The sequence below is a fragment of the Amycolatopsis sp. NPDC049253 genome (assembly GCF_040678995.1).
In the GTDB taxonomy this organism is placed as follows: Bacteria; Actinomycetota; Actinomycetes; order Mycobacteriales; family Pseudonocardiaceae; genus Amycolatopsis.
In genome coordinates, this window is record NZ_JBFAQX010000025.1 from 32934 (window position 1) to 56393 (window position 23460).

General features: G+C 72.1%; 17 protein-coding genes and 2 pseudogenes. 4 read left to right on the top strand and 15 right to left on the bottom strand.

Annotation, left to right across the window (positions count from 1 at the left end; all coding sequences use genetic code 11):
• Positions 1-56: 56 nt before the first annotated feature.
• A complete protein-coding gene (locus tag AB0K15_RS36865) occupies positions 57-1052 on the top strand; it encodes a nitroreductase family protein (protein WP_364061496.1) in 996 nt (331 codons plus the stop codon).
• On the opposite strand, the gene AB0K15_RS36870 is transcribed toward AB0K15_RS36865, so the two are convergent.
• The 11 genes from AB0K15_RS36870 to AB0K15_RS36920 all read right to left on the bottom strand — a co-directional run bounded on the left by AB0K15_RS36870 (position 1042) and on the right by AB0K15_RS36920 (position 13951).
• A complete protein-coding gene (locus AB0K15_RS36870; RefSeq protein ID WP_364061499.1) occupies positions 1042-2781 on the bottom strand; it encodes a GAF domain-containing protein in 1740 nt (579 codons plus the stop codon). The two genes, AB0K15_RS36865 and AB0K15_RS36870, sit on opposite strands and share 11 nt — an antisense overlap.
• Positions 2782-2939: 158 nt before the next feature.
• Positions 2940-3335: a DUF6292 family protein gene (locus tag AB0K15_RS36875; RefSeq protein ID WP_364061684.1), complete on the bottom strand. Its 396-nt coding sequence runs from the start codon at positions 3333-3335 to the stop codon at positions 2940-2942.
• 308 nt (positions 3336-3643) lie between these two features.
• Entirely contained in the window at positions 3644-4282 is a 639-nt protein-coding gene (locus tag AB0K15_RS36880; RefSeq protein WP_364061502.1) for a response regulator transcription factor, read from the bottom strand.
• Between the two features lie 132 nt (positions 4283-4414).
• Positions 4415-5023 carry a CBS domain-containing protein gene (locus AB0K15_RS36885; RefSeq protein ID WP_364061505.1) on the bottom strand — a complete coding sequence of 203 codons (609 nt, stop codon included), beginning with the start codon at positions 5021-5023 and terminating at the stop codon, positions 4415-4417.
• A gap of 25 nt (positions 5024-5048) precedes the next feature.
• Positions 5049-6242, bottom strand: coding sequence for a CHAD domain-containing protein (locus AB0K15_RS36890; RefSeq protein WP_364061508.1), 1194 nt, complete (start codon positions 6240-6242; stop codon positions 5049-5051).
• Entirely contained in the window at positions 6239-7111 is an 873-nt protein-coding gene (locus AB0K15_RS36895; RefSeq protein ID WP_364061511.1) for a universal stress protein, read from the bottom strand. The genes AB0K15_RS36890 and AB0K15_RS36895 overlap by 4 nt, the downstream gene beginning before the upstream one ends.
• A 396-nt stretch (positions 7112-7507) precedes the next feature.
• Positions 7508-8365: a universal stress protein gene (locus AB0K15_RS36900; protein WP_364061514.1), complete on the bottom strand. Its 858-nt coding sequence runs from the start codon at positions 8363-8365 to the stop codon at positions 7508-7510.
• Positions 8362-9378, bottom strand: coding sequence for a nitroreductase (locus AB0K15_RS36905; RefSeq protein WP_364061517.1), 1017 nt, complete (start codon positions 9376-9378; stop codon positions 8362-8364). Before AB0K15_RS36905 ends, AB0K15_RS36900 begins: the two co-directional genes overlap by 4 nt.
• Positions 9379-9573: 195 nt before the next feature.
• Entirely contained in the window at positions 9574-10302 is a 729-nt protein-coding gene (locus tag AB0K15_RS36910; protein WP_364061520.1) for an alpha/beta hydrolase, read from the bottom strand.
• A 190-nt stretch (positions 10303-10492) separates the two neighbouring features.
• Positions 10493-13342: an FAD-binding and (Fe-S)-binding domain-containing protein gene (locus AB0K15_RS36915; RefSeq protein WP_364061523.1), complete on the bottom strand. Its 2850-nt coding sequence runs from the start codon at positions 13340-13342 to the stop codon at positions 10493-10495.
• A gap of 75 nt (positions 13343-13417) precedes the next feature.
• Positions 13418-13951 carry a hypothetical protein gene (locus tag AB0K15_RS36920; RefSeq protein ID WP_364061526.1) on the bottom strand — a complete coding sequence of 178 codons (534 nt, stop codon included), beginning with the start codon at positions 13949-13951 and terminating at the stop codon, positions 13418-13420.
• Positions 13952-14543: 592 nt separating this feature from the next.
• Here AB0K15_RS36920 and AB0K15_RS36925 point away from each other — a divergent pair.
• Positions 14544-16094, top strand: a complete 1551-nt coding sequence (locus AB0K15_RS36925) for an AMP-binding protein (RefSeq protein WP_364061529.1) — start codon at positions 14544-14546, stop codon at positions 16092-16094.
• Positions 16095-16213: 119 nt separating this feature from the next.
• Positions 16214-17597 (top strand): annotated as a pseudogene (locus AB0K15_RS36930) (IS1380 family transposase).
• A gap of 170 nt (positions 17598-17767) precedes the next feature.
• Here AB0K15_RS36930 and AB0K15_RS36935 read toward each other — a convergent pair.
• Complete coding sequence (locus AB0K15_RS36935) at positions 17768-19306, bottom strand: amidase (protein ID WP_364061532.1); 1539 nt, start codon at positions 19304-19306, stop codon at positions 17768-17770.
• Positions 19307-19362: 56 nt separating this feature from the next.
• Positions 19363-21435 carry an MMPL family transporter gene (locus AB0K15_RS36940; protein ID WP_364061535.1) on the bottom strand — a complete coding sequence of 691 codons (2073 nt, stop codon included), beginning with the start codon at positions 21433-21435 and terminating at the stop codon, positions 19363-19365.
• A gap of 80 nt (positions 21436-21515) precedes the next feature.
• Between AB0K15_RS36940 and AB0K15_RS36945 the strand changes: the two genes are divergently transcribed.
• A complete protein-coding gene (locus AB0K15_RS36945) occupies positions 21516-22055 on the top strand; it encodes a MarR family transcriptional regulator (RefSeq protein ID WP_364061538.1) in 540 nt (179 codons plus the stop codon).
• A gap of 200 nt (positions 22056-22255) precedes the next feature.
• On the opposite strand, the pseudogene AB0K15_RS36950 reads toward AB0K15_RS36945, so the two are convergent.
• Both AB0K15_RS36950 and AB0K15_RS36955 read right to left on the bottom strand, forming a co-directional pair.
• Positions 22256-22894, bottom strand: a pseudogene (locus AB0K15_RS36950) (alpha/beta fold hydrolase); the annotation flags it as partial.
• 199 nt (positions 22895-23093) lie between these two features.
• Complete coding sequence (locus tag AB0K15_RS36955; RefSeq protein WP_364061541.1) at positions 23094-23441, bottom strand: TraR/DksA C4-type zinc finger protein; 348 nt, start codon at positions 23439-23441, stop codon at positions 23094-23096.
• Positions 23442-23460 lie beyond the last annotated feature (19 nt).

The window sequence follows — 23460 nt, forward strand, 5'->3', positions numbered from 1 at the left end:
CTGGCGGGGCAAGGCTCGACTCCGACCTGCATTCGCTTTCCACGGCCGGGAGACCGATGACCCTACAAGTGGCTGCGACCGGGCGGCTCACCTCCGAACAGGTGAGATCGGCTCTGCGCGCCGCGACGCTCGCGCCGTCGACGCACAACACCCAGCCCTGGCTGTTCGCCAGCGGACCGGGAGGCATCGAGGTCCGCGCGGACCCCGACCGGATCCTGCCCGTCGCCGACGCGGACCGGCGGGAGCTTCTGCTGTCCTGCGGCGCGGCGCTGTTCAACCTCCGCACCGCGATCCACGCCTGCGGCGTGCATCCGGTCGTGTCCTTGTTCCCCCGCCGTCCGGAGCCGGACCTGCTGGCCGTGGTGCGGCCGGTGGGCGCCGCCTCGGCCGGCGACCGGCTCGCCCGGCTGGCGCGGGAGATCCCCCGCCGGCACACGAACCGGTCGCCGTTCGGCACCGAGGTCGTGCCCCCGTCGGTCGTCGGCCTGCTGCGCCACGCCGCGGAGCTCGAGCAGGCCTGGCTGCCCCGCCTCGATCACGGCCAGGTGGCGGTGCTGAAGAAGCTGGTGCGGACGAGCCACCGGGTCCAGATGAACGATCCCGCGTTCCTCGCCGAGTGGCACCGCTGGACCGCACGCGACCGATCCAGCCGCGACGGCGTCCCGATGTCCGCCGGGGGGATCGCGCCGGCCGACGACTCCTGGGTCCTCCGTGACTTCGGCACCCGGGCGGCCGGCCCGTCCTGCCCGGACCTGGCGCCCGAACCGCTGGTCGTGGTGATCGGCTCGTTCGGCGACGGCCCGGTCGACCGGCTGAGGACGGGCCAGGCCATGCAACGCGTACTGCTGACGGCGACGGCGCTGGGGCTCGACGCGTCCTTCATCTCGCAACCGGTCGAAGTCGCGCACGTCCGCGAACGGCTCCGCGTGCTGCTCGGCGGTGGCGTCTGGCCGCAGATCATCCTGCGCCTGGGCCACGGTTCGCCGGCCTCGCCGGTGCCGAGAAGGGAGCTGGAGGAGGTCGTGGTCGCCCCGACCCTGCTCACCGCCTGACGACCGCCCCGGCTCCCCCGTGGCTCGTCGGCACCGTCCAGCGCATCGAGCCGGCCTCGTCACCGTGGCCCACCTCGCAGGTCCCGCCGCGCAGCCGCGCCGCTTCCGCCAGCTCCGCGAGGTCCGCGGCAGCCGGTCCTTCGAGATCGCCCGTGCCGTCGTGCCGGATCACCGCGGTGAGCCGGCCCGGCTCGGACCGGATCTCCACCTGGACCCAGGCCGCGGCCGCGTGGCGCGCGACCAGCCGCAGGCCCCGCTCGAGGAACGGCACCAGGTCGGCGGCCACCAGCGTGTCCAGCTTGCCGGAGAACTGGGTCGAAACCGCGAACCCGAGCACGGGGGTGGCCTCGGACAGCACCCGCAGGACCTCGTCGCGCACCGGGGATGGGCCGGCGTCAGCCGGGTCGTCGACCGAGAACACCGTGGCCTGGATCTGGTCGATGACGGCGTCGAGGTCGGCGATCGTCTCGCGGACCCGGTTCGCGACATTCGCCGACCGGGCGAGGCCGGCCGTCGTCTGCAAGGCCAGCCCGGCGGAGTACAGCCGCCGGACCACCTGGCTGTGCAGGTCGGCGGCGATCCGCTCACGTTCGTCGTACAGGGCGTTGCGCTGCTGTTCGGCCCGCGCCTCGGCCAGCTCGATCGCCACGGACGCCTGGTTGGCGAATCCCGCCGCCATCTCCAGATCGTCCGCGGTGAACGGCGGGCGGCCCGTGGCGCGCGCCGCGGTGAGCACACCGTTGACCTGCCCGCTGCCGGTGAGGGGCACGACGAGAACGGCGTCCACGTCCATCTCGATCGGCGGCCGCATCGGCAGCCGCTCCCGCTGTTCGAGCCACGAGCCCATCATCGGCTCACCGGTGGCGAAGACGGAACCGGAGACCGACGAGCCGACGGGCAGCACCAGGCCCTCCAGCTTCTCCGCACCGGCCCCGACCGCCAGGTCCACGCGCAGGGTGCCCTCGGCACCGGCCGGCCTGACGACCGTCACCAGTTCGGCGTCGGCGAGCTCCCGGGTGTGGCGCGCGATGAGCGCGAGCGGGTTCTCCGACTCCGACGAGAGGAGCTCGCGGGTGATCGCGGCGGAGGCGCGCAGCCACTCCTGCTGGACCCTCGCGGTCTGGTACAGGCGCGCGTTGTCGATCGCACTGCCCGCGGCGGCGGCCAGGGCGAGCGCGAGCTCTTCGTCCTCGCCGCTGAACCCGCCGTTGACGCTGTCGGTGAGGTAGAGGTTGCCGAACACGGCGCCACGCACCCGGATCGGGACGCCCAGGAAGCTCGCCATCGGCGGATGGCCGGCCGGGAAGCCGGTGGAGCGCGGATCGTCCTGCAGACGGGCGAGCCGGATGGGCCGGGGATCCTCGACCAGGGCACCCAGCAGGCCCTTGCCCTCGGGCAGGTGACCCAGTTTCGCCACCGTCTCCGCGGCCATGCCCACGTGCACGAACTCGGCCAGCTGCCCGTCCTGGCCGATCACGCCCAGTGCCGCGTAGTGCGCCCCCACCAGCTCGCGAGCCGCCTCGACGATGCGCGTGAGCAGCGCCGGCAAGGCGAGGTCGCTCGTGATCATCGTGGTCGCGCGCAGCAGTCCGCGCAGGCGGCCCTGGGTTCCCATGACCTCCTGGGCGCGTTCGACCAGCTGCGCGAGCAGCTGGTCGAGCTCCAGCCTCGGCAGATCGGGGAAGGTCAGCCTGCCCGGGTCGGGCCGGTCGTCCTGAGCTCCGCTCACAGCCGTTCCTGTCTTCGCCACGGTCCTCGCACACCGCGCAGGTCGCCGGTCCGGGAAACTCAGTCTCCCACCCTCGCGAGCACCGTCAAGCCGGTGAAAACCCGACCGGCGGTCCACCGTTCCGGATGTTCACCCACACGTCCACTGTGGACAAAAGCTCAGCCGGCCCAGCGCAAGATCAGGACACCGGCGGAAGAGGTGTCGAGGCGGTAGCGCAGCAACCGGGCGACCAGTTCACCCCGGTCACCGCCGGGCTCGGGCGGGACCGGTACCGGGACCGCGTCGGCGGACCGGACGCCGGCCACGAAGCGGCGCACGGCAATCGGCTCGGGCACGACTTCGCCGCCGAGGTAGGCGAGCACCAGCAGGTCCTCACCGGAATGCGTTTCCATGGCGAACGACCAGCCGTGGCGCTCGTCCCGCACCAGGGCCGTGTCCCGCCCCGGTCGCCGGCGCAAGCGCACGTCCAGCGCCACGTACGCCGAGACGGGGTCGTCGAGGTCCACGGTGCAGGATTCCACCCCCACGCCCACCGCGGCACTCACCGCGGCCAGATAGCCGGTCAGGCCGCAGCGCAGGCCGTGGTCCTCGTCGATGGCGGTCGGCAGCGGGATCGCCCTCCAGCGTGGTCGGCACCGACCGGCAGTTCCCGGCCGTGGCCTCTCTCGCCGCGACGTTACGACGGTGAGGCGGCGCCCGAAGGCGGCGTTCGGCCCCGGCCGCAGGACTTTCGTCCCCGCTCACCCCCGTGACCGCCGCGCGCTCCGAAGCTTCGACGAGGCCGTCAGTCCATTAAGGACGAACACCCGGGCACGTCGGCCCCGGAAACCCCTTGCGGCATCGCCACGACCAGCGCGCCGGCTCAGCGTTCCTGGTTGCGCAGCTCCGTGGCCAGGACAGCGGCCTGGGTCCGGCGCTCCAGGCCCAGCTTGGTCAGCAGCCGCGAAACGTAGTTCTTGACGGTCTTCTCGGCCAGGAACATCCGTTCCGCGATCTGCCGGTTGGTCAGGCCTTCGCCGATCAGCTCCAGCAGCTTGCGTTCCTGGTCCGACAGGTCGGACAACGGGCCTTTCTTGGCCTGGCTTTCGCGCAGCTTGGCCATCAAGGCCGCCGCCGCGTGCGCGTCGAGCAGGGACTTGCCCGCGCCGACCTCGCGGACGGCCGAAACCAGGTCCATGCCCTTGATGTCCTTGATCACGAACCCGGCGGCGCCGGCCATCACCGCGTCGAGCATCGCCTGCTCGTCGGTGTAGGAGGTGAGCATCAGGCACTTGAGCTCGGGCAGCTTCGAACGCAGCTCGCGCGCCAGCTCGATGCCGTTGCCGTCCGGCATCCGCACATCCAGCACGGCGACATCGGGCCGGAGCGCGGGAATCCGGGCCAGCGCCTGCGACACGCTGCCGGCCTGCCCGACGACGGTGATCTCCTCGTCCTCGTCCAGCAGGTCGGCCACGCCGCGGCGCACGACCTCGTGGTCGTCCACGAGAAAAACGCGGAGCATCGGAGACCTCCCCCGGCCGAGAAGGGATGACGCGGATCAGCGTACGGCCGCCCGCCCCGGGATCGCGATGACCAAAGTCCCGGGTCCCGAGCCGGAGGTCACGTCCGGCCGGTCAGGTGGTGGCGCGCGGGGTCACGACCACGGATCCGCGCCGGACGAGACGGCGTCCGCGGCGACCACGCCCGGCACCGCGAGCGCGAGCACCGTGACGACGTGGCGATCGATCTCGTCGTCGTCGCGGTCGACGATCCGCACCACCCCCTCGCGGACCTCGACCTCCCACCGGCCGGTGCCACCGTAGATCTCCAGCCGGTGCCGCACGTCCGCGGCGATCGCGCTGTCCGCCCGCGCGAGCACGCGCACGACGTCGCCGCGGGTGACGATCCCGACCAGCCGGCTGCCGTCGGCGATCGGCATCGCCCGGATCCTCGCGTCGACCAGCGCCTGGCACAGGTCGGCCACGTCGGTCCCCGGCGACATCGCCGTGACCGGCGTGGTCATCACGTCTTCCACGGTGCGGCCGGCCGCCGCGCCCGGACTCCCGGCCCCGGACCGGACGTCCGCGGGCACCCGGTGCCGGATCAAGTCGGCCTCGGTGACGATGCCGATCAGCCGTTCGTCGTCGTCGACGACCGGGAGCGCGGTGAACCCGTGCTTCGTGAGCACTTCCGCCGCCTCCTTGGCCGACGCCGACGGCGTCACCGCCACCACGGGCGCGGACATCAGGTCGCGTGCACGCATCGAGTTCTCCTCCTTCTCCTGCGGCCTAAACCCGCATCGGCTCGAGTCCGCGTCGCAGGGTTTCCCACGCCGCGGGCAACGCGGCGAGGCACTCCTGCGCGGCGAGCGCCTCGGTCGTGATCAGCAGTTCGTAGGTCTCCGCCGGACGGCCGGCCTCCGTCGCCGCCGACGCGAGTGCGCGCAGCTGCTCGCGGGCGACCGTCGCGTCCCGGTACTCCCCCAGCAGGTCCTCCACCGCACGGCAGTCCGCGAGCACGCGGTCCGGGACGAAGGGCAGGGCGGCCGCGGCCGCTTCCAGCGCGTACCGGAGCCGCTTCGCGCTCTTGCGCACCGCGTGGACGGCGTTCGGAGCGGAGCCGGCGAACGCCGCTTCCAGCCGCGCGTCGGTTTCGGTCACGACCGTCCACACGAGACCCGGCAGGACGGCACCGGCCGGTTTGAGCGCGGCCTTGCGCTGGTCGGATCGAGGCTGCTCCCGCAGCACGACCCCGAGCACTTCGAGCGCGTTGAGCAGCTGGAGGTAGCGGTGCGATTCGAGCGCCTCGGCGCATTCGGCGGCGGCTTCCGCGGCCGCCGCGGCGAAGTGCCGCCGGCCGTCGGCCCGGATCGGCCCCAGGCCCGCCTCGTCCGGCAGCTCGCCGAGGCGGTGCAGGAACCTGCGCCGCTGCACCTCGGTGTCCCGCGCGGGCCCGACGCTCGCACCGAGCCGGCACAGCGACGCGCACAGGCCCCGCACCAGCCGCCGACCACCGAGGACGGGGGCGAACGTCCACAGCGCCGTCCTGAGGCGACGCGCCGCCGCTCTCAGGTCGCGCACCCCCTCGGGTTCGCCCAGCCGCACGGCCAGATCGGCGCGGGCGAGCGCCTCGATCTGCGTCTCCAGGTAACCGAGCACCGTGGCCCGGGCGGTGTCCGCCGGTCCCGCGTCCCGGGTCAGGCGTCCGGTGCACGGGCCGGTCACCGGGGCGAGCTCGAGATCCCGGCTGTAGGCGCGGACGAGCCGGCGCAGCTCGTGCGGCACCTGGTCCGACTCCGGCGCCTCGACCCGGCACCCCCTGCCGTCGCCGCGGTCCAGCTGCCAGCTCGTGCCGACCCGGCTGAGCGTCAGGCCGTGCCGCCGCAGCCGCAGGCCGGCGGTGTCGTAGTAGTGGATGCCGTAGTGCAGGAGCGGGTACTCGGGCGCGGGACGGGAGTTCGTCGCCGGGGTCGTCAGAGTCATGGCAGGCTCCCCGGGCGGACCACCGCGACGGGGCACGCGGAGTGGACCAGCAGCGCGTGGCTCGTGGATCCGAGCAGCATGCCGGTGAACCCGCCCCGGCCGCGGCTGCCGACCACCACGAGCTGGGCGCCGGCACTGCGCTCCAGCAGGGTCCGGGCCGGCCGGCCGTGGGCGACGACCACGTCGACCCGCAGTTCGGGGAACTTTTCCCGCCAGGGCGCGAGCTGCTCGTCCACCAGCCGCCGTTCGCCGGCGGCGAAGTCGTCGGGGCTCGTGCTCCCCGTCGTGATCTTGGTCCAGGTGCGCACCGCCACCAGCCCGGTACCGCGAGCAGTGGCTTCGTCGCACGCGTAGCCGAGCGCCTCGCTGCTGTCCGGCGATCCGTCGAGCCCGACGAGGACCGGTCCGGAGGTGGGCGGCGCTTCGTCCGGCTTTCGGCCGCGCACGACCACGACCGGGCAAGGCGCCCGGCCGGCGAGCGCGGCCGCGGTCGAACCGAGCAGGAGCCCGGTGAACCCCCCGAGCCCGCGGGAGCCCAGCGCCACTACCTCGGCGTCGGAGCTCTCCCGCAGGAGCACGCCCACGACACTGCCCTCGACGGCGCTCCGCTCGATCGGCAGCGACGGCCACCGCGCGAGCACCGCCCCCTCGGCCTCGGCGAGGCCCGTCTCGGCCACGGACCGGAACCCCTCCCGGACGGCGGCGACCGCCATGCCGGACACACTCGGCCCCGGAACCGTGTACGCCTGCACCAGCTTCAGCACCGCGCCCCGGCGCGCCGCCACCGCGGCGGCCCAGACCGCGGCGTGGCCGGAGGACGGCGACCCGTCGACTCCGGCAAGCACCACACGGTTGTCACGTTCGGGCACTGCGCACACCCCCTCCGCTACGCCGGAGCGGACGCGTCCGGTGCACCGCCGCGCGATCCTGCTCGGCGCGGACGGTGTTCTCCGCTGCGGTGAGGACGACGGCATCCGGCCCCGGCAGCACCGTGGACCGGCGGCCGGCGGAGAGCCGGCGGCCTCCGGGTTGTGCGTGCATCGGATCTCCTCGTTTTCGACCTCGCCGGTCCGCCCCACCGTCGCGCAGCCACGCCCCGGCCGGCGAGGGGACGAAGTCCCTTTTCCCGAGGACGAAAGCGCAGTTCCCTCCGGCGGAGCCGTGGCCGCACCCGGGAGCGGGCGCCGGGTCCTCGATCCACTGTGGACCGGGTTCGGCGGCCGCGCGGGTCCCCGGCCGGGGCGCTCCGGGCGTCCGGTCTGCTGCTAGCCGCCGACCGCCATCACGGGGCAGTCGGCGCGGTGGAGCAGGGCGTGGGTCGTGGAACCGAGGACCGTGCCCGTGAACCCGCCCCGCCGCCGGCTGCCCACGAGCGCCGCCTCGGCGTTGCGTTCGAGCAGCCGGTCGCCGGGGAGATCGCGCTCGACCACCGGTTCGACGTCGACGTCCGGGTACCGCTCGCGCCGACCGGCCAGGCGCTGCGTGAGCAGCCGTTTCTCGCCGTCGCCGATCTCGGCGAGCGGGCTTGCCGGGTCGTCCGCGAACGGCCGGCCGCTCTCGCTGTCGTGCCACGCGTGCACCGCGACCAGTCTCGTGCCCCGCCGCGACGCCTCCTCGAACGCCCACGACACGGCGGCCTCGCTCGTCGGGCCGCGGTCGACGCCGACGACGACCGGGCCGTCCGGGCGCGCCGCACCGGTTCCGCGCACGATCACCACCGGACAGCCCGCTCTCGCGATGAGGTCGGCGCCCGGGGATCCGGCCAGCAGTCCGGAGAGCGTCCCGGTCGGCGGGCCGAGCACGAGCACGAGGGCACCGGCCGAGGCCTGCCGCAAGGCGGTTTCGGCGCCGGCCGTACTGGTCTTGGTCATGACGGGCACACCCGGCTCGGCTGCCGCGGGCCCGTCGCGCGCCGCCCGCGCCACCTCCTGCGCGAGCACGGCCTTGGTTTCGAGCCACGCCGACGCCTTGCCGCCCGGACACGGGCGCGCCACCGCGCTCGCCGTGAGCACGGTCAGCGAGGTGTGCCACAGCGCCGCTTCGCGCACCGCCCACCGTGCGGCCGTCGCCGCCTGCCCGTTCCCGTCCAGACCCACGACGACCGGCCCGGTCGCCCCGTTCACGGCTCGCTCCGGCCCGCTCCGGCCAGGACTTCGCCCACCCCGCGGCGCAGGCTCGCGGGCGCGTCCCCAGCCGGCCTGCCGAGCCGCATCAACGCTTGCGGGAACCCCGCGAGACCGCGGTCCTCGCACAGCGCCGAGCGCACTTCCGGCACGTGCAACGGCTGCGTCAGCACCGCCGCCGACAGCCCCAGCGTGACCGCTTCGAGCCAGCCGCGTTCGAGCGCGTAGCCGGCCCGGACGTGGTCGGCGCGGCTGTCGTCGGCCGTCAGGAACAGCAGGAACGTCTCGGCGGCCAGCCGGGACCGCAGCACGCGCGGCTCGGGTATCTCGGTGGCGCGGCGGACCAGCCCGGCCCACGGCAGCTCACCCGGCGGCACCACGGTGCGCCCCAGCCCCGCGCCGTGGCGGTGCCCGGCCTCGTCGCGGATCGTCCACAGGGCGAGCTCGCGCTGGTAGGCACCGTCGTCCCGGATCGCGCGGGCGGCGTGGTCGAACAGCTTCGCGAGCTCGCCGGCATCGGTCAACGGCACAGCTTCGGCCCCGGTCGTCACCGCGGCCCGCACCACCCGGTCGACCTGTCGCCGGGCGACCGGGAGGCCGCCGAACCGGCCGCGGTGGCTGCGCCGCACCGCGATCGCCGCGAACCGCGCCAGGTCCTCCTCCGACGGCGCGCACCGCGTTGCCGCATCGACGCGCGCCACGACGTCCGGACGGGCCGGATCGGGCAGGATCGTCACGTCGGCCCGCCGGCCGAGCACCCGCACGGCCAGTTCGAGGTTCGCCAGCGCCGTCCCGCACGACATCGCGAGGTCGCGCCGCCCGGGATCGTGTTGGGGCAACGCCACGTCGGTCCGTTCCCTCAACAGCACCGCACGGTCCTTCGGCTCCACGGCCCACGGCTGGGTGTTGTGCACCGACGGGGCCCGCAGGACCGCGCGCCCCAGAACCTCCACTTCGGCGCTCGTCCACCCGCCGGCCCCCGGTGCCGGGGCGGGAACAGCTTTGTGGGACACGGCTTCTCCTGATGGCCTCGTCGGATCGGACGGGCCCAGCCAACCCCGGACCGCCGAGACCCCGCGCCGGCCACAAGGCACCGCCGCGAAGGACCAACGTCACCGGGTCCGGGCCGGTGTCCACAACGGACCCGGACCTGCCGCTGCCGGTCTTTCCCCGCCCTGTCAACGGATCTCGGGCCGAGGAGTCCGGGCTCACTTCAGGTGCCGCGCGAAGAACCGGTTCCCGTCGTCGCCCTCGAACCGCGGGACGCCCGTGTGCCCGCCCGTGTTGGCGTGCAGTGTCTTCTCCTTCGAGCCGAAGGCGTCGAACAGGTCCAGGGCCAGCTGCCGGTCGTTTCCCTCGTCATCCCACTGCAGCAGGACGAGCAGCGGAACCGTGACCTGCCTGGCCTCCTCGAACATGCTGCGGGGGACGAAACTCCCGGCGAACAGGAGGGCGGCCGCGATGCGCGGCTCGACCACCGCCAGCCGGACGCCGATGGCGATCACCCCGCCGGCGAGCCCGACGGGGCCGCCGATCTCCGGCAGCGCAAGAAGGGCGTCCAGAGCGGCCCGCCATTCCGGGACCGCCTGCTCGACCAGCGGCAGGACGAGCCGGTCGACGATCTCCTCGACCGGCTCCCCGGTCCGCAGCGCCCGGCGCAGGTCGGCGCGGGCCTGCTCGGCGGCGGCGGACCGGGGCCGGTCACCGCTGCCGGGGAGCTCGAGGGTGGCCGCGGCGTAGCCTTCCGCCGCGGTGTGCCGGGCCCGGGCCACCAGGCGCGGGTACATCTTGCGCAGTCCGCCGGGGTGGCCGAGCAGGATCAGCGGGGCCGGCCCGGACGCCGATGCGGGCGTCCACAGGATGCCGGGGATCTCGCCGAGGGTGAACTCGCGCTCGAGGACGCCGTCGTCGAGGCGCTGTTCGGCGGAGAATCGCATTAACGTGCCTTTCGGGAGTGCTCGCGAACGGCGCTCCCGGACGACCTACCGCCCGACCGTGACCCCTGAAGGGAGCACCCCTGTCGTAACGTTCACGGGTACCACCTCCTCGGTCTGTCGCACGGCCTCCGGGAAGGTAGCAGCGGCTGCTGTGAGCCGCCACCGGGTTTTCGCGGACGGGCCCCGCGCGTCACCGATCTTCCCCCGCGGGCCGGGTGGCCCGTTCGACGAGCTCGAGGACGTGCTCGTAGCGGTGCCCGGTCGCCCGGGTCATGCCGAGCTCGCACGTGCGGTTGCAGGAGACGTGGGCGTCGAAGGGGCCGGCGGCGGCGAGCTCCCGGGCCTGGCGTGCGGTGGCCGACGCCGTCAGCTCCGGGTGCAGCAGACCGCGGTCGCCGGCGAAGCCGCAGCACCCCCACTCCTCGGGCACGGTCACGGTGGCGGCCACGGCCGCGGCGACCTCGCGCAGCGCGCCCGCCAGCCCCATCCGCGTGGCCGAGCACGTCGGGTGCAGGGCCACGGCCTCGACCGGGGCGCTGATCGTGAGACGGCCGAGCACCTCGTCGCGCACGAACTCGATGGCGTCGACCACCCGGATCCCCCGGAACCGCTCCGGCCCCCGTTCGATCAGGTGCCGCAGCCCCTCGGTGCACGAGGACGCGTCGCCGATCACCGGGATCCGGCCGCTCCCCGTGGCGGTCCACAGAGCGGGGAGCACGCGCCGCGACATCTCGTCGTGCCCCCGTTCCATGCCCTTGGACTTCCACGGGGTGCCGCAGCACAGCGAAGGCAGCCCCTCCGGGGTCGTGAGGCGGATCCCGGCCCGCTCGCACAGGGTTCGCACCGCCGCCGCGGCTCCGGGCTCCGCGCCGCCGAACATGGTGCCGGTGCACGACGCGAACAGCACCGCGTCGGCGTTCCCGGTCACGGACTCGGTGCGGCGCCGCCCGCCTCGCGGGAGCTCGGGCGACCACAGCGGGACCGCATCGGCGCCCCCGGCCTTGCGGGCCAGCTCGTTCGCGCCGACGACCAGGCGCTCCGGCAACTTGGCGGCGGTGGTGAGCGCGGTCGCGGCCGCCCGCGTCGCGCCGTCCCAGTGCCGTGCCGCGCCCGCCCAGATCGCCGACGTGGCCCGCCCGGCCTCTTCGGCCCGCAGCCGCTTCATCAGGTCGCCGGTGTTGATCGTCACCGGGCAGGCGGTCTGGCACATCCCGTCGACGGCGCAGGTCTCCACGGCGTCGTACTCGTACTCGGCCTGCAGCTGCGCGAGCGCGGCCGCGTCCCCGGCTTCGCGGGCGCGCTCGATCTCGCGGCGCAGCACGATGCGCTGGCGCGGCGTGGTGGTGAGGTCGCGGCTCGGGCAGACGGGTTCGCAGAAGCCGCATTCCACGCAGCGGTCGACTTCTTCCTCCACCTGCGGCGAGGCCTTGAGGTCGCGCAGGTGCCCGGCCGGGTCCTCGGCGATGAGCACACCCGGGTTGAGCAGGCCCCGGGGGTCGCACAGGCGCTTGATCTCACGCATGACGTCGTAGAGCTCGTCGCCGTACTGGCGGCGCACGAACGGGGCCATCATCCGGCCGGTGCCGTGCTCGGCCTTCAGCGATCCGCCGTGGCCCAGCACGAGGTCGACCATGTCGTCGGTGAAGGCCGCGAACCGGTCCAGCGGCCGGCCGTCGCCGAGGCGCTCGGTGAGCATGAAGTGGATGTTGCCGTCCTTGGCGTGGCCGAAGATCACGCTGTCGCGGTAGCCGTGGCGGTCGAACAGGCCCGTGAGCGACTCGCACGTCGGCAGCAGCTCGGGCACCGGCACGACGATGTCCTCCAGCAGCGCCGTGGTGCCGGCCGGCCGGGCCCCGGCGATCATGGCGTACAGGCCCTTCCGCACGTGCCAGTGGCCGGCTCGGGTCGCCGGGTCCGCGGACAGCACCGCCGGCGCGGTGGTCGGCAGCGCCGCCAGGGTCGCGCCGGCCCCCGCGGCCAGCTCGTCGACCTCTTCGGCGGTGCCGGCCTGGTACTCGACGAGCAACGCCGCGTGCCGGTCGACCGCGAGGTCGCGCAGCACCGCGGTCGCCTGGGCGTCGCGCTGGCCCACGCGGATCGAAGTCGCGTCGAGGAGCTCGATCGTCGCCGGGCCGGTGGCGACCAGCGCCGGCAACGCGCCGGTGGCCCCGGCGAGGTCGTCGAAGACGAGCAGGCCGGTGCGCGCGTGCCCGTGCAAGGGCACCGTGCGCAGCACCACCGACGCGATGAACGCCAGCGTGCCCTCGCTGCCGACCGCCAGGTGGGCCAGGATGTCCGCCGGCTCGGTGTGGTCGAGCAGCGAGTTGAGGCCGTAGCCCATGGTGTTCTTCATCGAGAACTGCTGCTCGACCCGCTTGCGCAGCGCCGCGTCGCCCCGCACCCGGTCGCGCAGCCGGCACAGGCCGGCGTGCAGCTCGGGCTCGGCGGCGCGCAGGCGGCCGTCCGCATCGGGTTTTCCGGTGTCCACGACCGTGCCCGACGGCAGCACGAGCACGATCGACTCGAGCGTCGCGTAGCTGTTGGCCCAGGTGCCGCACGCCATGCCGCTGGAGTTGTTCGCGACCACGCCCCCGACGGTGCACGCGACCTCGCTCGCCGGGTCGGGCCCGAGCTTGCGGCGCAGGCGCGCGAGGCGCGCGTTGACCTGCCGGATCGTGGCCCCGGGCCCCACCCGCACCCGCGCGCCGTCGTCGAGCACCTCGATGTCGCGGAAGTGGCGCCGGGTGTCGACGAGCACGCCGTCGGTCCCGCCCTGCCCCGACAGGCTCGTGGCCCCGGACCGGAACCCGAGCGGCACCCCGGCCGAGCCCGCGGCGGCGAACAACCGCCCGACCTCGTCCGCACTGCTCGCCCTCACCACCGCCCGCGGCGTCAGCATGAAGTGCGACGCGTCGTGCGCGTGGGCCAGCCGGTCGGACAGCCGCTGCCCGACCCGCCCCGGGTCCCCGGTCGCGGCGGCCAGCAGGGCGAGCAGATCGGCGGCGCCGCCCGCGGTGGCGGCGTGCTCGGTGACGGTCATCAGCTGATCCTCGTCGATCGTGTCGTGCGTGGCGCGTTCAGCGTGCTCGATGTCGCTCGGGCCGCCGCCCCAGATTCACGCTCGGCACCGGCCGGGGCAAGGGCCAGCCGCGGAGATGTCCGCCACCTGGTCCCGGGCGGTCGATCTGCTTGCCCGGTCAGGAAGATCACCGGCGACAATCCAGATGTCGTATTCCTCGGTCGTCACACCGCACATCACCCGCGCATCCCTGGACATGGCCACGAATTCAGGTTCGCCGGGATATGCCACGAGATGATGCGCGAGAGCCATCCGGCCAAGGCGCCGGACGCGTGCCCACGGCAGCCTTCCGACCCGTTCACCGGCGACGCTGATCAGAAATTCTCCGTCTTCGCCGAAAAGGCCGCGCTCCTCTGCCAGGAACTGCCATTGTCGATCGACTTCCTCCAAATACCCGAAATCGGGCAGAACTTCAACGGTCGCGGCCGGAACAGTGCTTCCACTGGCAGCCAGGCGCCAGACGTCGCTCGGCCGCGACCCTCCGGCCGAGTAGTTCGTGTCCAGCACGGCAAGACCTGACTTGCGCAGCAGCTCAGTTCGGAGTGCCTGTTCCGCGGAGGGATCTTCCATGTGCGCAGCGTAAAAGGGGACCCGCTCGGCCTCGCAAGCGGATTTCGTACTCCGGAGTCGGCTCGCAAGGCGCAGGGAGCCGGTCCGCTCTGACACTGCGCCAGGGGCCGATCGAGGTGGGAGGTTGCGGCGAGGCACCGCCGACCCACGGCGCACGCGGCTACCAGCTCGACGTCTTCCCCCGAGCGCGCCGGCACCCAGCGCTAGCCTCAGGGATTCACCGAAATTTGATGTGGGTGCGTGTCGGAGATGGAGAAGGGTGCTCCGACCTGTGGTGATCCTTCTTGCTGAGGGAAAAATCATCGCGTGCGAGGAGCATTTTTCTGGTGATCCGATAATGGCTGATTACCTGCCGTTTATCTGGTCGGTGCGCTCACCGAGGATCCGGAACAGTGGAACGGCTGACGTCTGTGGCGATTATCACTGTCCGCTGTCGCACCTGCCCATCCCATCCTTGATCAATTGCGCTTATCGTCGGACAGGTTGGTGAATTCAGATCCGGGGGGATCAAATGAAAGCGTTGTCGGTTCGGCCGTCTGATGAGTCCATCCAGCGGTACCTTGCATCGGGAGAGTGGCGCACAGAAACTCTGGTGGAAGACCTTTTCCGGTGGGCTGAGGAGACTCCCGATGCGCCGGCGGTCTTGGCGTTTCGAGAGCGGGACGGGCTGGTCACGCTGAGCTACCGGGAGCTGGCCGGCTGGGTGGACCGGTTCGCGGCCGCGCTGGCCGAGCTGGGTGTCGGGGCGGGTGAGGTGGTGTCCGTCCAGCTGCCCAACTGGTGGCAGACGCTAGCGCTGGAGCTGGCCTGCTGGCGTCGGGGCGCCATATTGGCCCCGGTGGTGACCACTATTCGGGGTCGGGAGCTGGAGCGGATGCTGGCCAGGCTGGGGACCAGCGTGTTCATCACCACCGACGTGTGGGAGGGCTACGAGCTTGCCGCCACGGTGGCCGCGATGGCGCCTCGGTTGCCGGCGCTGCGCCATCGGGTGGTGTTCGGCGATGTGGTGCGTGAAGACGAGATCGACTTTGTCCAGTTCTTTCAGGAGCAGCGGCACCCGGCGCCGGCCACCTGTCACACGGATCCTTACGGGGTGACGCATGTGCTGTTCACCTCCGGCACCACCGGCGAGCCCAAAGCGATCCTGCGCAACCTGAACTGCATGTACGCCAAGATGTCACCCCTGCTGCCCGGCGACGGGACGAAGGAGCATCGGTACAGTTCCCAGTCGTTGATGCATGGGCTGGCAATGTGCTACGTCGTGCTGTCGTTCGCCACCGGTGGCACCACATTGCTGGTCGACCGCTGGGATCCCCGACGCATCGCCGAGTTGCTGGCCGAGGCCGGCACCGAGCAGCTGGTCCTGGTGCCCACGCTCCTGAGCGAGCTGCTCGCAGCCGTGCGCGAGGACGGCGTCCAACTGCCTCGGCTGCGCGAGGTCATCACATCGGGTACCGCGATCTCGCCCGAGCTGATGACCGAAACGGCCGAGGTATTGGGCTTGCCGCTGAGGAACCAGTGGGGGATGACCGAGGGCGGGCTCACGGTAACCAGCCCCGACGACCCGCCGGACTGGGCCACGCGCAGCATCGGCCGCCCCGGTACCGGCACCGAGGTCGAGTTGCGCCCGGCGGTCGCGCACGCGCCGGTCAACAAGGAGAACCCGGGCCGGTTCATGATCCGAGGCGGCTCACTCTGCCTGGCCAGCATGGGACGCGACAGCGGGAAGCTGCAGGTGCTGGCCGAGCACGACGAGGGCTGGTTCGACACCGGGGATCTGGCCGTCCCGGACGGCCGGGGCGGCTACAGGTTGGTCGGACGGGCCGCGGACCGGATCGGCGGCGCGCTCATGATCCCGGTTGCCGACGTGGAGGACGCGCTGCGCGCGCACCCCGAGATCACTGACGTCGCCATTATCGGGCACCGGGACAACGTCGAGGGGTGCGCGGTGATCGTGAGCCCTGCGCCGGTCAGACTGCACGACATTCGCTCCTACCTGTCCGATCTGGGCATGACCGAGTGGTACTGGCCGACCCGGGTGGAGCGCGTCGACGCGTTGCCGCGAAACCACATGGGCAAAGTGGAAAAGGCCCGGCTGCGCGCCTGGCTCGCAAACCAAGGCGAACCGCCCACCTCAGCCTAGCTTCGGGGATTCGTCGAAATTTGGTGTGGGTGTGTGTCGGGGACGGGGAAGGGTGCTTCGACGTGTGATGGTCCTTCTTGGTGAGGGAAAAATCATCGCGCGTGAGGAGCACCCTTCTGGTGCGGAAGTGCATCTCGTCCTATCCGGTGTTGACTGTGGATGGCGATGGATCTGGGGTCGTGTCGCAGGCTGGGGCGGTGCCGTTGCTGCGCGCTGTGGAGCGGGTCGGCCTGGCCGGTGGCCGGTCGGCGGTGCTGACGCCGTGGCGCAAACCGATGGCCACCCACGATCCGGGCCAGATCGTGCTGGATTTGGCGATCTCGCTCGCGATCGGTGGTGACTGTGTCTCGGACCTGGTGCTGCGGGCCGAGCCGGGCGTGTTCGGTCTGGTGGCGTCGGATCCGACAGTGTCGCGGCTGGTGGCCGTGCTGGCGGCCGATGCGCCGAAAGCGTTGGCGGCCATGGCTTCCGCGCGTGCTGACGCGCGGGCGTGGCGGCTGGCTGGCTGGCTGGCGAACACGCTCCCGATCACGGAATCGACGCCGGGCATCCGTTGGTGATCGATCTCGATGCCACCCTGACCGAGGCGCACTCGGAGAAAGAACTGGCGGCACCGACGTTCAAGCGCGGTTTCGGGTTTCACCCGTTGTGGGCGTTCGTCGACCACGGTGAGACTGGCACTGGCGAGCCTGTGGCAGCGATGCTGCGGCCCGGTAACGCCGGGAGCAATACCGCCGCCGATCATCAGCAGGTCCTGCGCGAGTCCCTCTCCCCACTGCCGTAGCGGCCGTTGTGGCGTGTCGGTCGGAAAGTGCTGGTGCGCACCGACTCCGGCGGCGGTACACACGAGTTCCTCGAATGCTGCCACCGTCGCCGGGTGCAGTATTCGATCGGATTTACGCTCACCGACGAGATCGTCGACGCCCTCGACACCCACCTCTCACCCGAGAACTGGACACCCGCATACGACGCCGACGGCGAGGTTCGCGACGGCGCCTGGGTCGTCGAGGCCACGGGAATCGTCACCCTGTCCGGATGGCCGCCCGGCATGCGCTTGATCGTCAGAAAAGAACGGCCGCATCCCGGCGCGCAGCTGCGGTTCACCGACCGCGACGGGATGAGATTGACCGCGTTTCGTCACCAACACCACCACAGGGCAGCTACCCGACCTGGAACTGCGCCACCGCCGGCGGGCCCGCTGCGAGGACCGCATCCGCGCAGCCAAGGACACCGGCTTGGGGAACCTGCCCTTCCACCGTTTCGACGCCAACCGCATCTGGCTCGCGCTCGCCACACTCGCGATGGACCTCACAGCCTGGATGCCGATGCTCGCCCTCACCGGCCACCCGGCTCGCCGATGGGAGGCGAAACCCGACGACTACGGCTGTTCGCCATCCCCGCCCGCTGGCCCGCCACGCCCGGCGCGTGCACCTGCGCCTGTCAGCCCACAATCCCTGGACCAGCCTCGCCCTCAGCGCCATCACCCACCCAGAACCGACCTGACCAGCACAAACCCGCCCCGCAACAGAGGAAAGGACCACCACGGGCCCGTGGAACCCGGCAGCCAGCCCGCTGACACGGGCCGGTCAACCACACCCACCAGCCCCGATACGATCCAAAAACCCCCATCCGAACCCGATCACGCCAGGCCGCAGACCCTGCGAAAGATCGAGCTAGGACGCCGCAGCCGCAGTGCCCGCCGGGGCGGGGAATCCGCCCACCGCTTGCTCGTACGCGTGCGCGACCCGCAGGACCGTGGCGTCGTCGAACCGTTTTCCGATGATCATCATCCCCGCCGGCAGGCCGGCCACCAGTCCGGCCGGGACGCTGCACGCGGGATGACCGGTCACGTCGAACGGCGCGGTGTTGCCGATCATCGACAAGGCCGTGTCCAGGTAATCGGCGAGCGACACGTCCGGTGCCGGCAGCTCGCGCGCGACGTACGGCAGCGTCGGCATGACGAGGACGTCGTAGTCGCCCAGGGCGGTGTCGTAGGCGGCCCGCAGTTCATAGGAGAGGTTGCGCGCCATGGCGTAGTACTTGCCGCCGCCGAGTTCGAAGGTGTAGCGGCCGGAGAGGCCGACGAGCTGGACCGTCTTGGACAGGTCGCGGCCGCGCGCGAGGCGGCCCCGGGCGTAGTGCGCGATCAGCTCGGGGTCGTACTGGCCCCAGGTGCCCATGCCGTACCCGTGGCCGTCGATCATCTGGTAGGCGGCGCCTTCGGTCGCGATCACGTTCCACACCGCCATGGCGTCGGTGTGCCACGGGACCGAGACCTCGTCCGCGGTCAGCCCGGCCGAGCGCAGCACCTCCACCGCGTCCCGGACCACGTCGTCGACGCCGGCCAGCGACACCGGCGTGCCGAACCCTTCCCGCACCACGCCCACGCGCAGCCCGGACGCGCTCTCGCGCAGGGCGGCGACGTAGTCGACCGGGTCGAGGACCGTCGGCTGTCGGGAGTCGTAGCCGTCGACACCGGCCAGCACGCTCAGCATCAGCGCGGCGTCGTCGACCGTGCGCGTCATCGGTCCGAGGTGGTCGATGGTCTGCTCGATCGGGAACGCGCCGGTGTACGGCACCAGACCGTACGTGGGCTTGTGCCCCACGATCCCGGTGAACGACGCCGGGATCCGCACCGAGCCGCCCTGGTCCCCGCCCACCGCCAGGTCGACGTCGCCGTTCGCCACCAGCGCGGCGCTGCCGCTCGACGAACCACCCGCGTTGCGCGAGAGGTCCCACGGGTTGCGCACCGGCCCCGGCCACGACGTGAAACTGCCCCCGGAGAAACACAGGTCCTCGCACGTCGACTTGCCGGCGATCGTCGCGCCCGCGGCGAGCAGCCGGCGCACGACCGTCGCGTCCCGCCTCGGCACGAAGCCCTCCATCGACGCCGAACCGTTGACCATCGGCACCCCGGCCACGGCGATGTTGTCCTTCACCGCGACCGTCCGCCCCGCCAGCGGGCCTTCCGCCGTCTCGGTAATCGCCGTCCGCACCGACCACGCGTTGAGCGGATTGTCCACCGGCAGCGACGACTCCCGTACCGGCACCTCGGGCGAGGACCGCTCGTAGAGCCGCTCGACCTCCTCCGACGCCGCCAACGTCCCTTCCACCGCCGGGACGAACTCCCCGATCTCGGCCTGGGTCAAGTCGAACCCGTAACGCCGAGACAGCTCGGCGAGCCTGGCCGCATCGGGCACCGGAATAGCCATAACCGCTCCTTCGAGATCGGCGATGGCGTCGAACCTAGGGACGATCCGACGACACGTCAACGAATGCCGGTGTGTGCCCGAGACAGCGCCGAAGGCCACCAGACGCGGCGACCGATGTCGAGCGTGAGCGCGGGCACGAGGAGCGTGCGAACCAGCAGGGTGTCGATCAGCACGCCGACCGCGACGATGAAGGCGAGCTGGGCCAGGAACAGGATCGGGATGACGGCGAGCGCCGCGAACGTGGCGGCGAGAACCACACCGGCCGAAGTGATCACTCCGCCGGTCACGGCGAGCCCGCGCAGCGTTCCCGCCCGGGTGGACGAACGTCGCGTCTCCTCCCGCACCCTGGTCATGAGGAAGATGTTGTAGTCGACGCCCAGCGCGACCAGGAACACGAAACCGAACAACGGCACCACGGGGTCGGCTCCGGGAAACCCGAAGACCGAGTTGAACACGACCGCGGACAGGCCCATGGTGGCGGCGAACGACAACACGACGGTGGCGATCAGCAGCAGCGGCGCGAGCAACGCGCGCAGCAGCAACGCCAAGACCAGGAAGATCACGACCAGCACGATGGGGATGATCAGGTCGCGGTCGTGCTCGGCGGCGATCCGCGTGTCGAGCTGGACGGCGGTGGGGCCGCCCACCAACGCGTCCGCGCCGGGCACCGCGTGCACGGCGTCGCGAACGCGTTGGACGGTTTCGACGGCCGCGGTGGAATCCGGGGCGTCGCGCAGCACCACCTCCACCCGGGAGCGGCCGCCGACGACCGGGGGCACCACGGCAGCCCGCTCGACCCCGGCCACCACGGCCGCCGAACGCACCGCGGCGGACGCGCCGGCGTTCGTGATGACCACGGTCGGCGCGCCGGTGCCGCCGGGGAAGTGCCGCTCGAGCACCTGTTGCCCCGTGACGGAATCGACCCGGTCCAGGAACACGTCCGACTGACTGGTGCCGGCGGCTTTCAACTGCGGCAGGAACGCCACTCCGACGGCCAGCACGAGTACCACGCCGATCCAGATCGCCCGGGGAGATCGCCCCACGAACTCGGCCACCTTCCCCCACACCCCCGCGGCCTCCGGGTGCGCGGAGCCCAGGGCGGGTACCCGGGGCCAGAAGATCGCACGCCCGAACAACACCAGCACCGCGGGCAGGAACGTCAGCGAAGCCACGAGCGCCGACGCGATGCCGATCGCGGCCACCGGCCCCAGCGCTTTGTTGGAGTTCAGCTCACTGAACAGCAGGCACAAGACGCCGAGGACGACCGTCGCCGCGGATGCGACGATCGGTTCGACAGTGCCGCGCAGGGCCGCCCGCATGGCGTCGAACCGGCTGCCGGTATCGCGCAACTGCTCTCGGAACCGCGAAACCAGCAGCAGCGCGTAGTCGGTCGCCGCGCCGAAGACGAGGATCGAGAGGATGCCTTGGCTCTGCCCGTTGAGATCGATGATCCCGTTGTCCGCCAGGAGGTACACCGTCAGGCTCGCCAGCCCCAGTGCGAACACGGCGGACACGAGCACCAGCAGCGGCAGCAGCGGGCTGCGGTAGACCACGATGAGGATCAGGGCCACCACCGCACCGGCGACCAGCAGCAGCACCCCGTCGATCCCGCCGAACGCGACCACCAGATCCGCGATCTGCGCGGCCGGCCCGGTCACCAGCACGGTCAGTCCCCGCGGCGCGTCCTCCAGTGCTTCGCGCACCCGGGTCGCGACGTCGCCGGGGTTGCCGGTGGCGTCGATCCCCACCACCACCTGCACGGCACGGTCGTCTCGCGGAGCCGGGATGACCGGCGACACCGGAGCCTCGACCCCGGGCAGCCGAGCGATCCGGGCGGACCGCTCGGCGAGGAACTCCCGGTCCGCCGCGGTGATCCCCGTGGACCGTTCGGCCACCACGACCGCCGGCAGCACTTCGCGGTCGACGAACGCCTGTTCCTGCGCTTGCGCCTGGGTGGCCTCGGCACTTCGGGGCAGGAACGCGGAACTGTCGTTCTGGACGACGTCACCCAGCTTTCCCGCGAAGGGCCCGGCGAGAGCACCCAACGCCAGCCACAGCACCGCGAGCAGCGCCGGCAGCAGCCACCTGAGGCGCCTCGGCCGGCGAGCAGCCGGGTCGTCGTCGCTCACCCCTTGACATCCCCTCTCACGGGTCAGTTTTATTTCCACCATAGAAATATTCGATAATGGAAACATAGGGCGGGACGCTCGTGATCGCAACCGGGCTGTCGCTGCGGGAGAACGACGAGGAGCACCACATGGAAGGAAGCCCGGCGGGAGCAGCCGGCGACCCTCACGGGTTGGCCGGGTTGCTGCGCCGCCACGCCGTGGAGACCGAGCGCTACGTCGCCACGATCGGCGCCGGCCACGACATGCACCGCACCGACCTGAACGCGCTGGCCGTGGTCATGGACGCCGACCGGACGCGGGAACCGATGACCCCCGGACGGCTCAGTGCGGCACTGCACCTGAGCCCTCCGGCCACCAGCGCGCTCATCGACCGGCTCGAACAGGCGGGGCACCTGCGGCGCACCCGCAGCGCCGCCGATCGCCGCCAGGTCGATCTGCGAATCACCGACTCTGCGCTGGCGATCGGCGCCGCCCTGTTCGGCCCGCTCGCCGACCACGTCCGCGCGGTCATCGCGCGCTACAGCGAACCGCAGCAAGCCCTCATCGCCCGCTTCCTGCAGGACGTGTCGACGGCCATCACCGCCGCGACCGACGATGACCGGGGCCCGTCCGGCCGGTGAAGTGAGCCGCCTCCCAGGCCCGCTTCTCGTAGGTAGTGGTTCACGCAGGCATGGCCCGAGGACGTCAGGATGGCCGGGCCGGACGCGGAGGCGAGCGAGGAACCTCCGCATCGACTCCGTGTCCGGCCCGGCAAGCGGTGCGAGCTCAGGGCCGCTCGGCCCCGGAGAGAATCTCCCTCGCCACCGTTTCCGGTGCTGTTTCAGGAACCCAGTGCGTGATCCCCTCGAGTTCGACGAACCGGCAGGGCCCGGTGACGTGCCGCCGGCAGCGTTCGGCGCCGGCGCGGCCCAGGGCCGTGTCGGCGGTGCCCCACAGGTACGCGGTCGGGATCGTCGACGGGCCCAGCGCCCGGAAGCTGCCCATCGCCCGGTACCAGTTGAGGGCGGGCGGTCGCGGCGCCGCCGGACATGAGTGCCCGGTGCGGGGCGAACTGTTCGTCCGACAGCGGGGGCACCATCAGCGCCCGCAGCTTTTCGCCGTCCGCGATCACCTCGTCGATCTCGCCCGCGCGCCTGAATTCGGCGAGGTAGCGCGAGCTGCGCTGCTGATCGGGATCGTTTTCCCGAGCCCACTCCCACGCGGCCGGGTGCGGCATCGACGCGGCCACGAGTGATCGGGTGCGTCCGGGGTGCTGCACGGCGAGGTGCCAGGCCAGGATCCCGCCCCAGTCGTGTCCCGCGACGTGCGCTTGCGTCACGCCCAGGGCATCGAGAATGCCCAGCGCGTCGGCCACCAGGGCCGGGACCCCGTAGTCGGGCACCGCGAGCGGGCGCGCGCCCGCGGAGTAACCACGCTGGTCCGGGGCGATCGTGCGGTATCCGCGCGCGTTGAGCCGCCGGGCGACCTCGGCCGGGCCAGGTGGTGGTTGAGAGCGAAGGAACGGGGCTCACGCGCACCGTGCTGGAGCTCTTGCGCGCGGGCAAGGTGCCCGTCCCTTCGCACATGCAGTGAACGTCAGGAAACGCGCGGAGCGCCGGTGACCGTCTTTCGTCCACTCGGGAGGCCGCGAATCGCACTGTCGCCGCGGAGTGGTTGTGTCACCGTCGATTCGCGCAGGCGATACAGGTCCGCGTCGCCGGCAGGGCGGCGAGCCGGCCTTCGGAGATCGGGCCACCGCAGCGTTCGCAGACCTCGTAGACGCCCGCCAGCACCCGCTCGGCGGCTTGGCCGAGTGCCGCGAGCTCGTCCTGGGCCTGCCGCAGCAGCGCCTGGACCTGCGCCCGCTCGAAGGCGATGGTGGCACCTTCCGGGTCGTGTTCGTCGTCGCCGCTGCTGAACTCCGACGCCGCCACGATCTCGTTCCACTGCCGCGCCAGCGCCGACGCCCGTCGCGAGGTCTCGGCTTGCGCCCTCTCGATCAGCTCCATCGCGGCGCGCTCGTCCATGACGCGACCATCCTCCCTG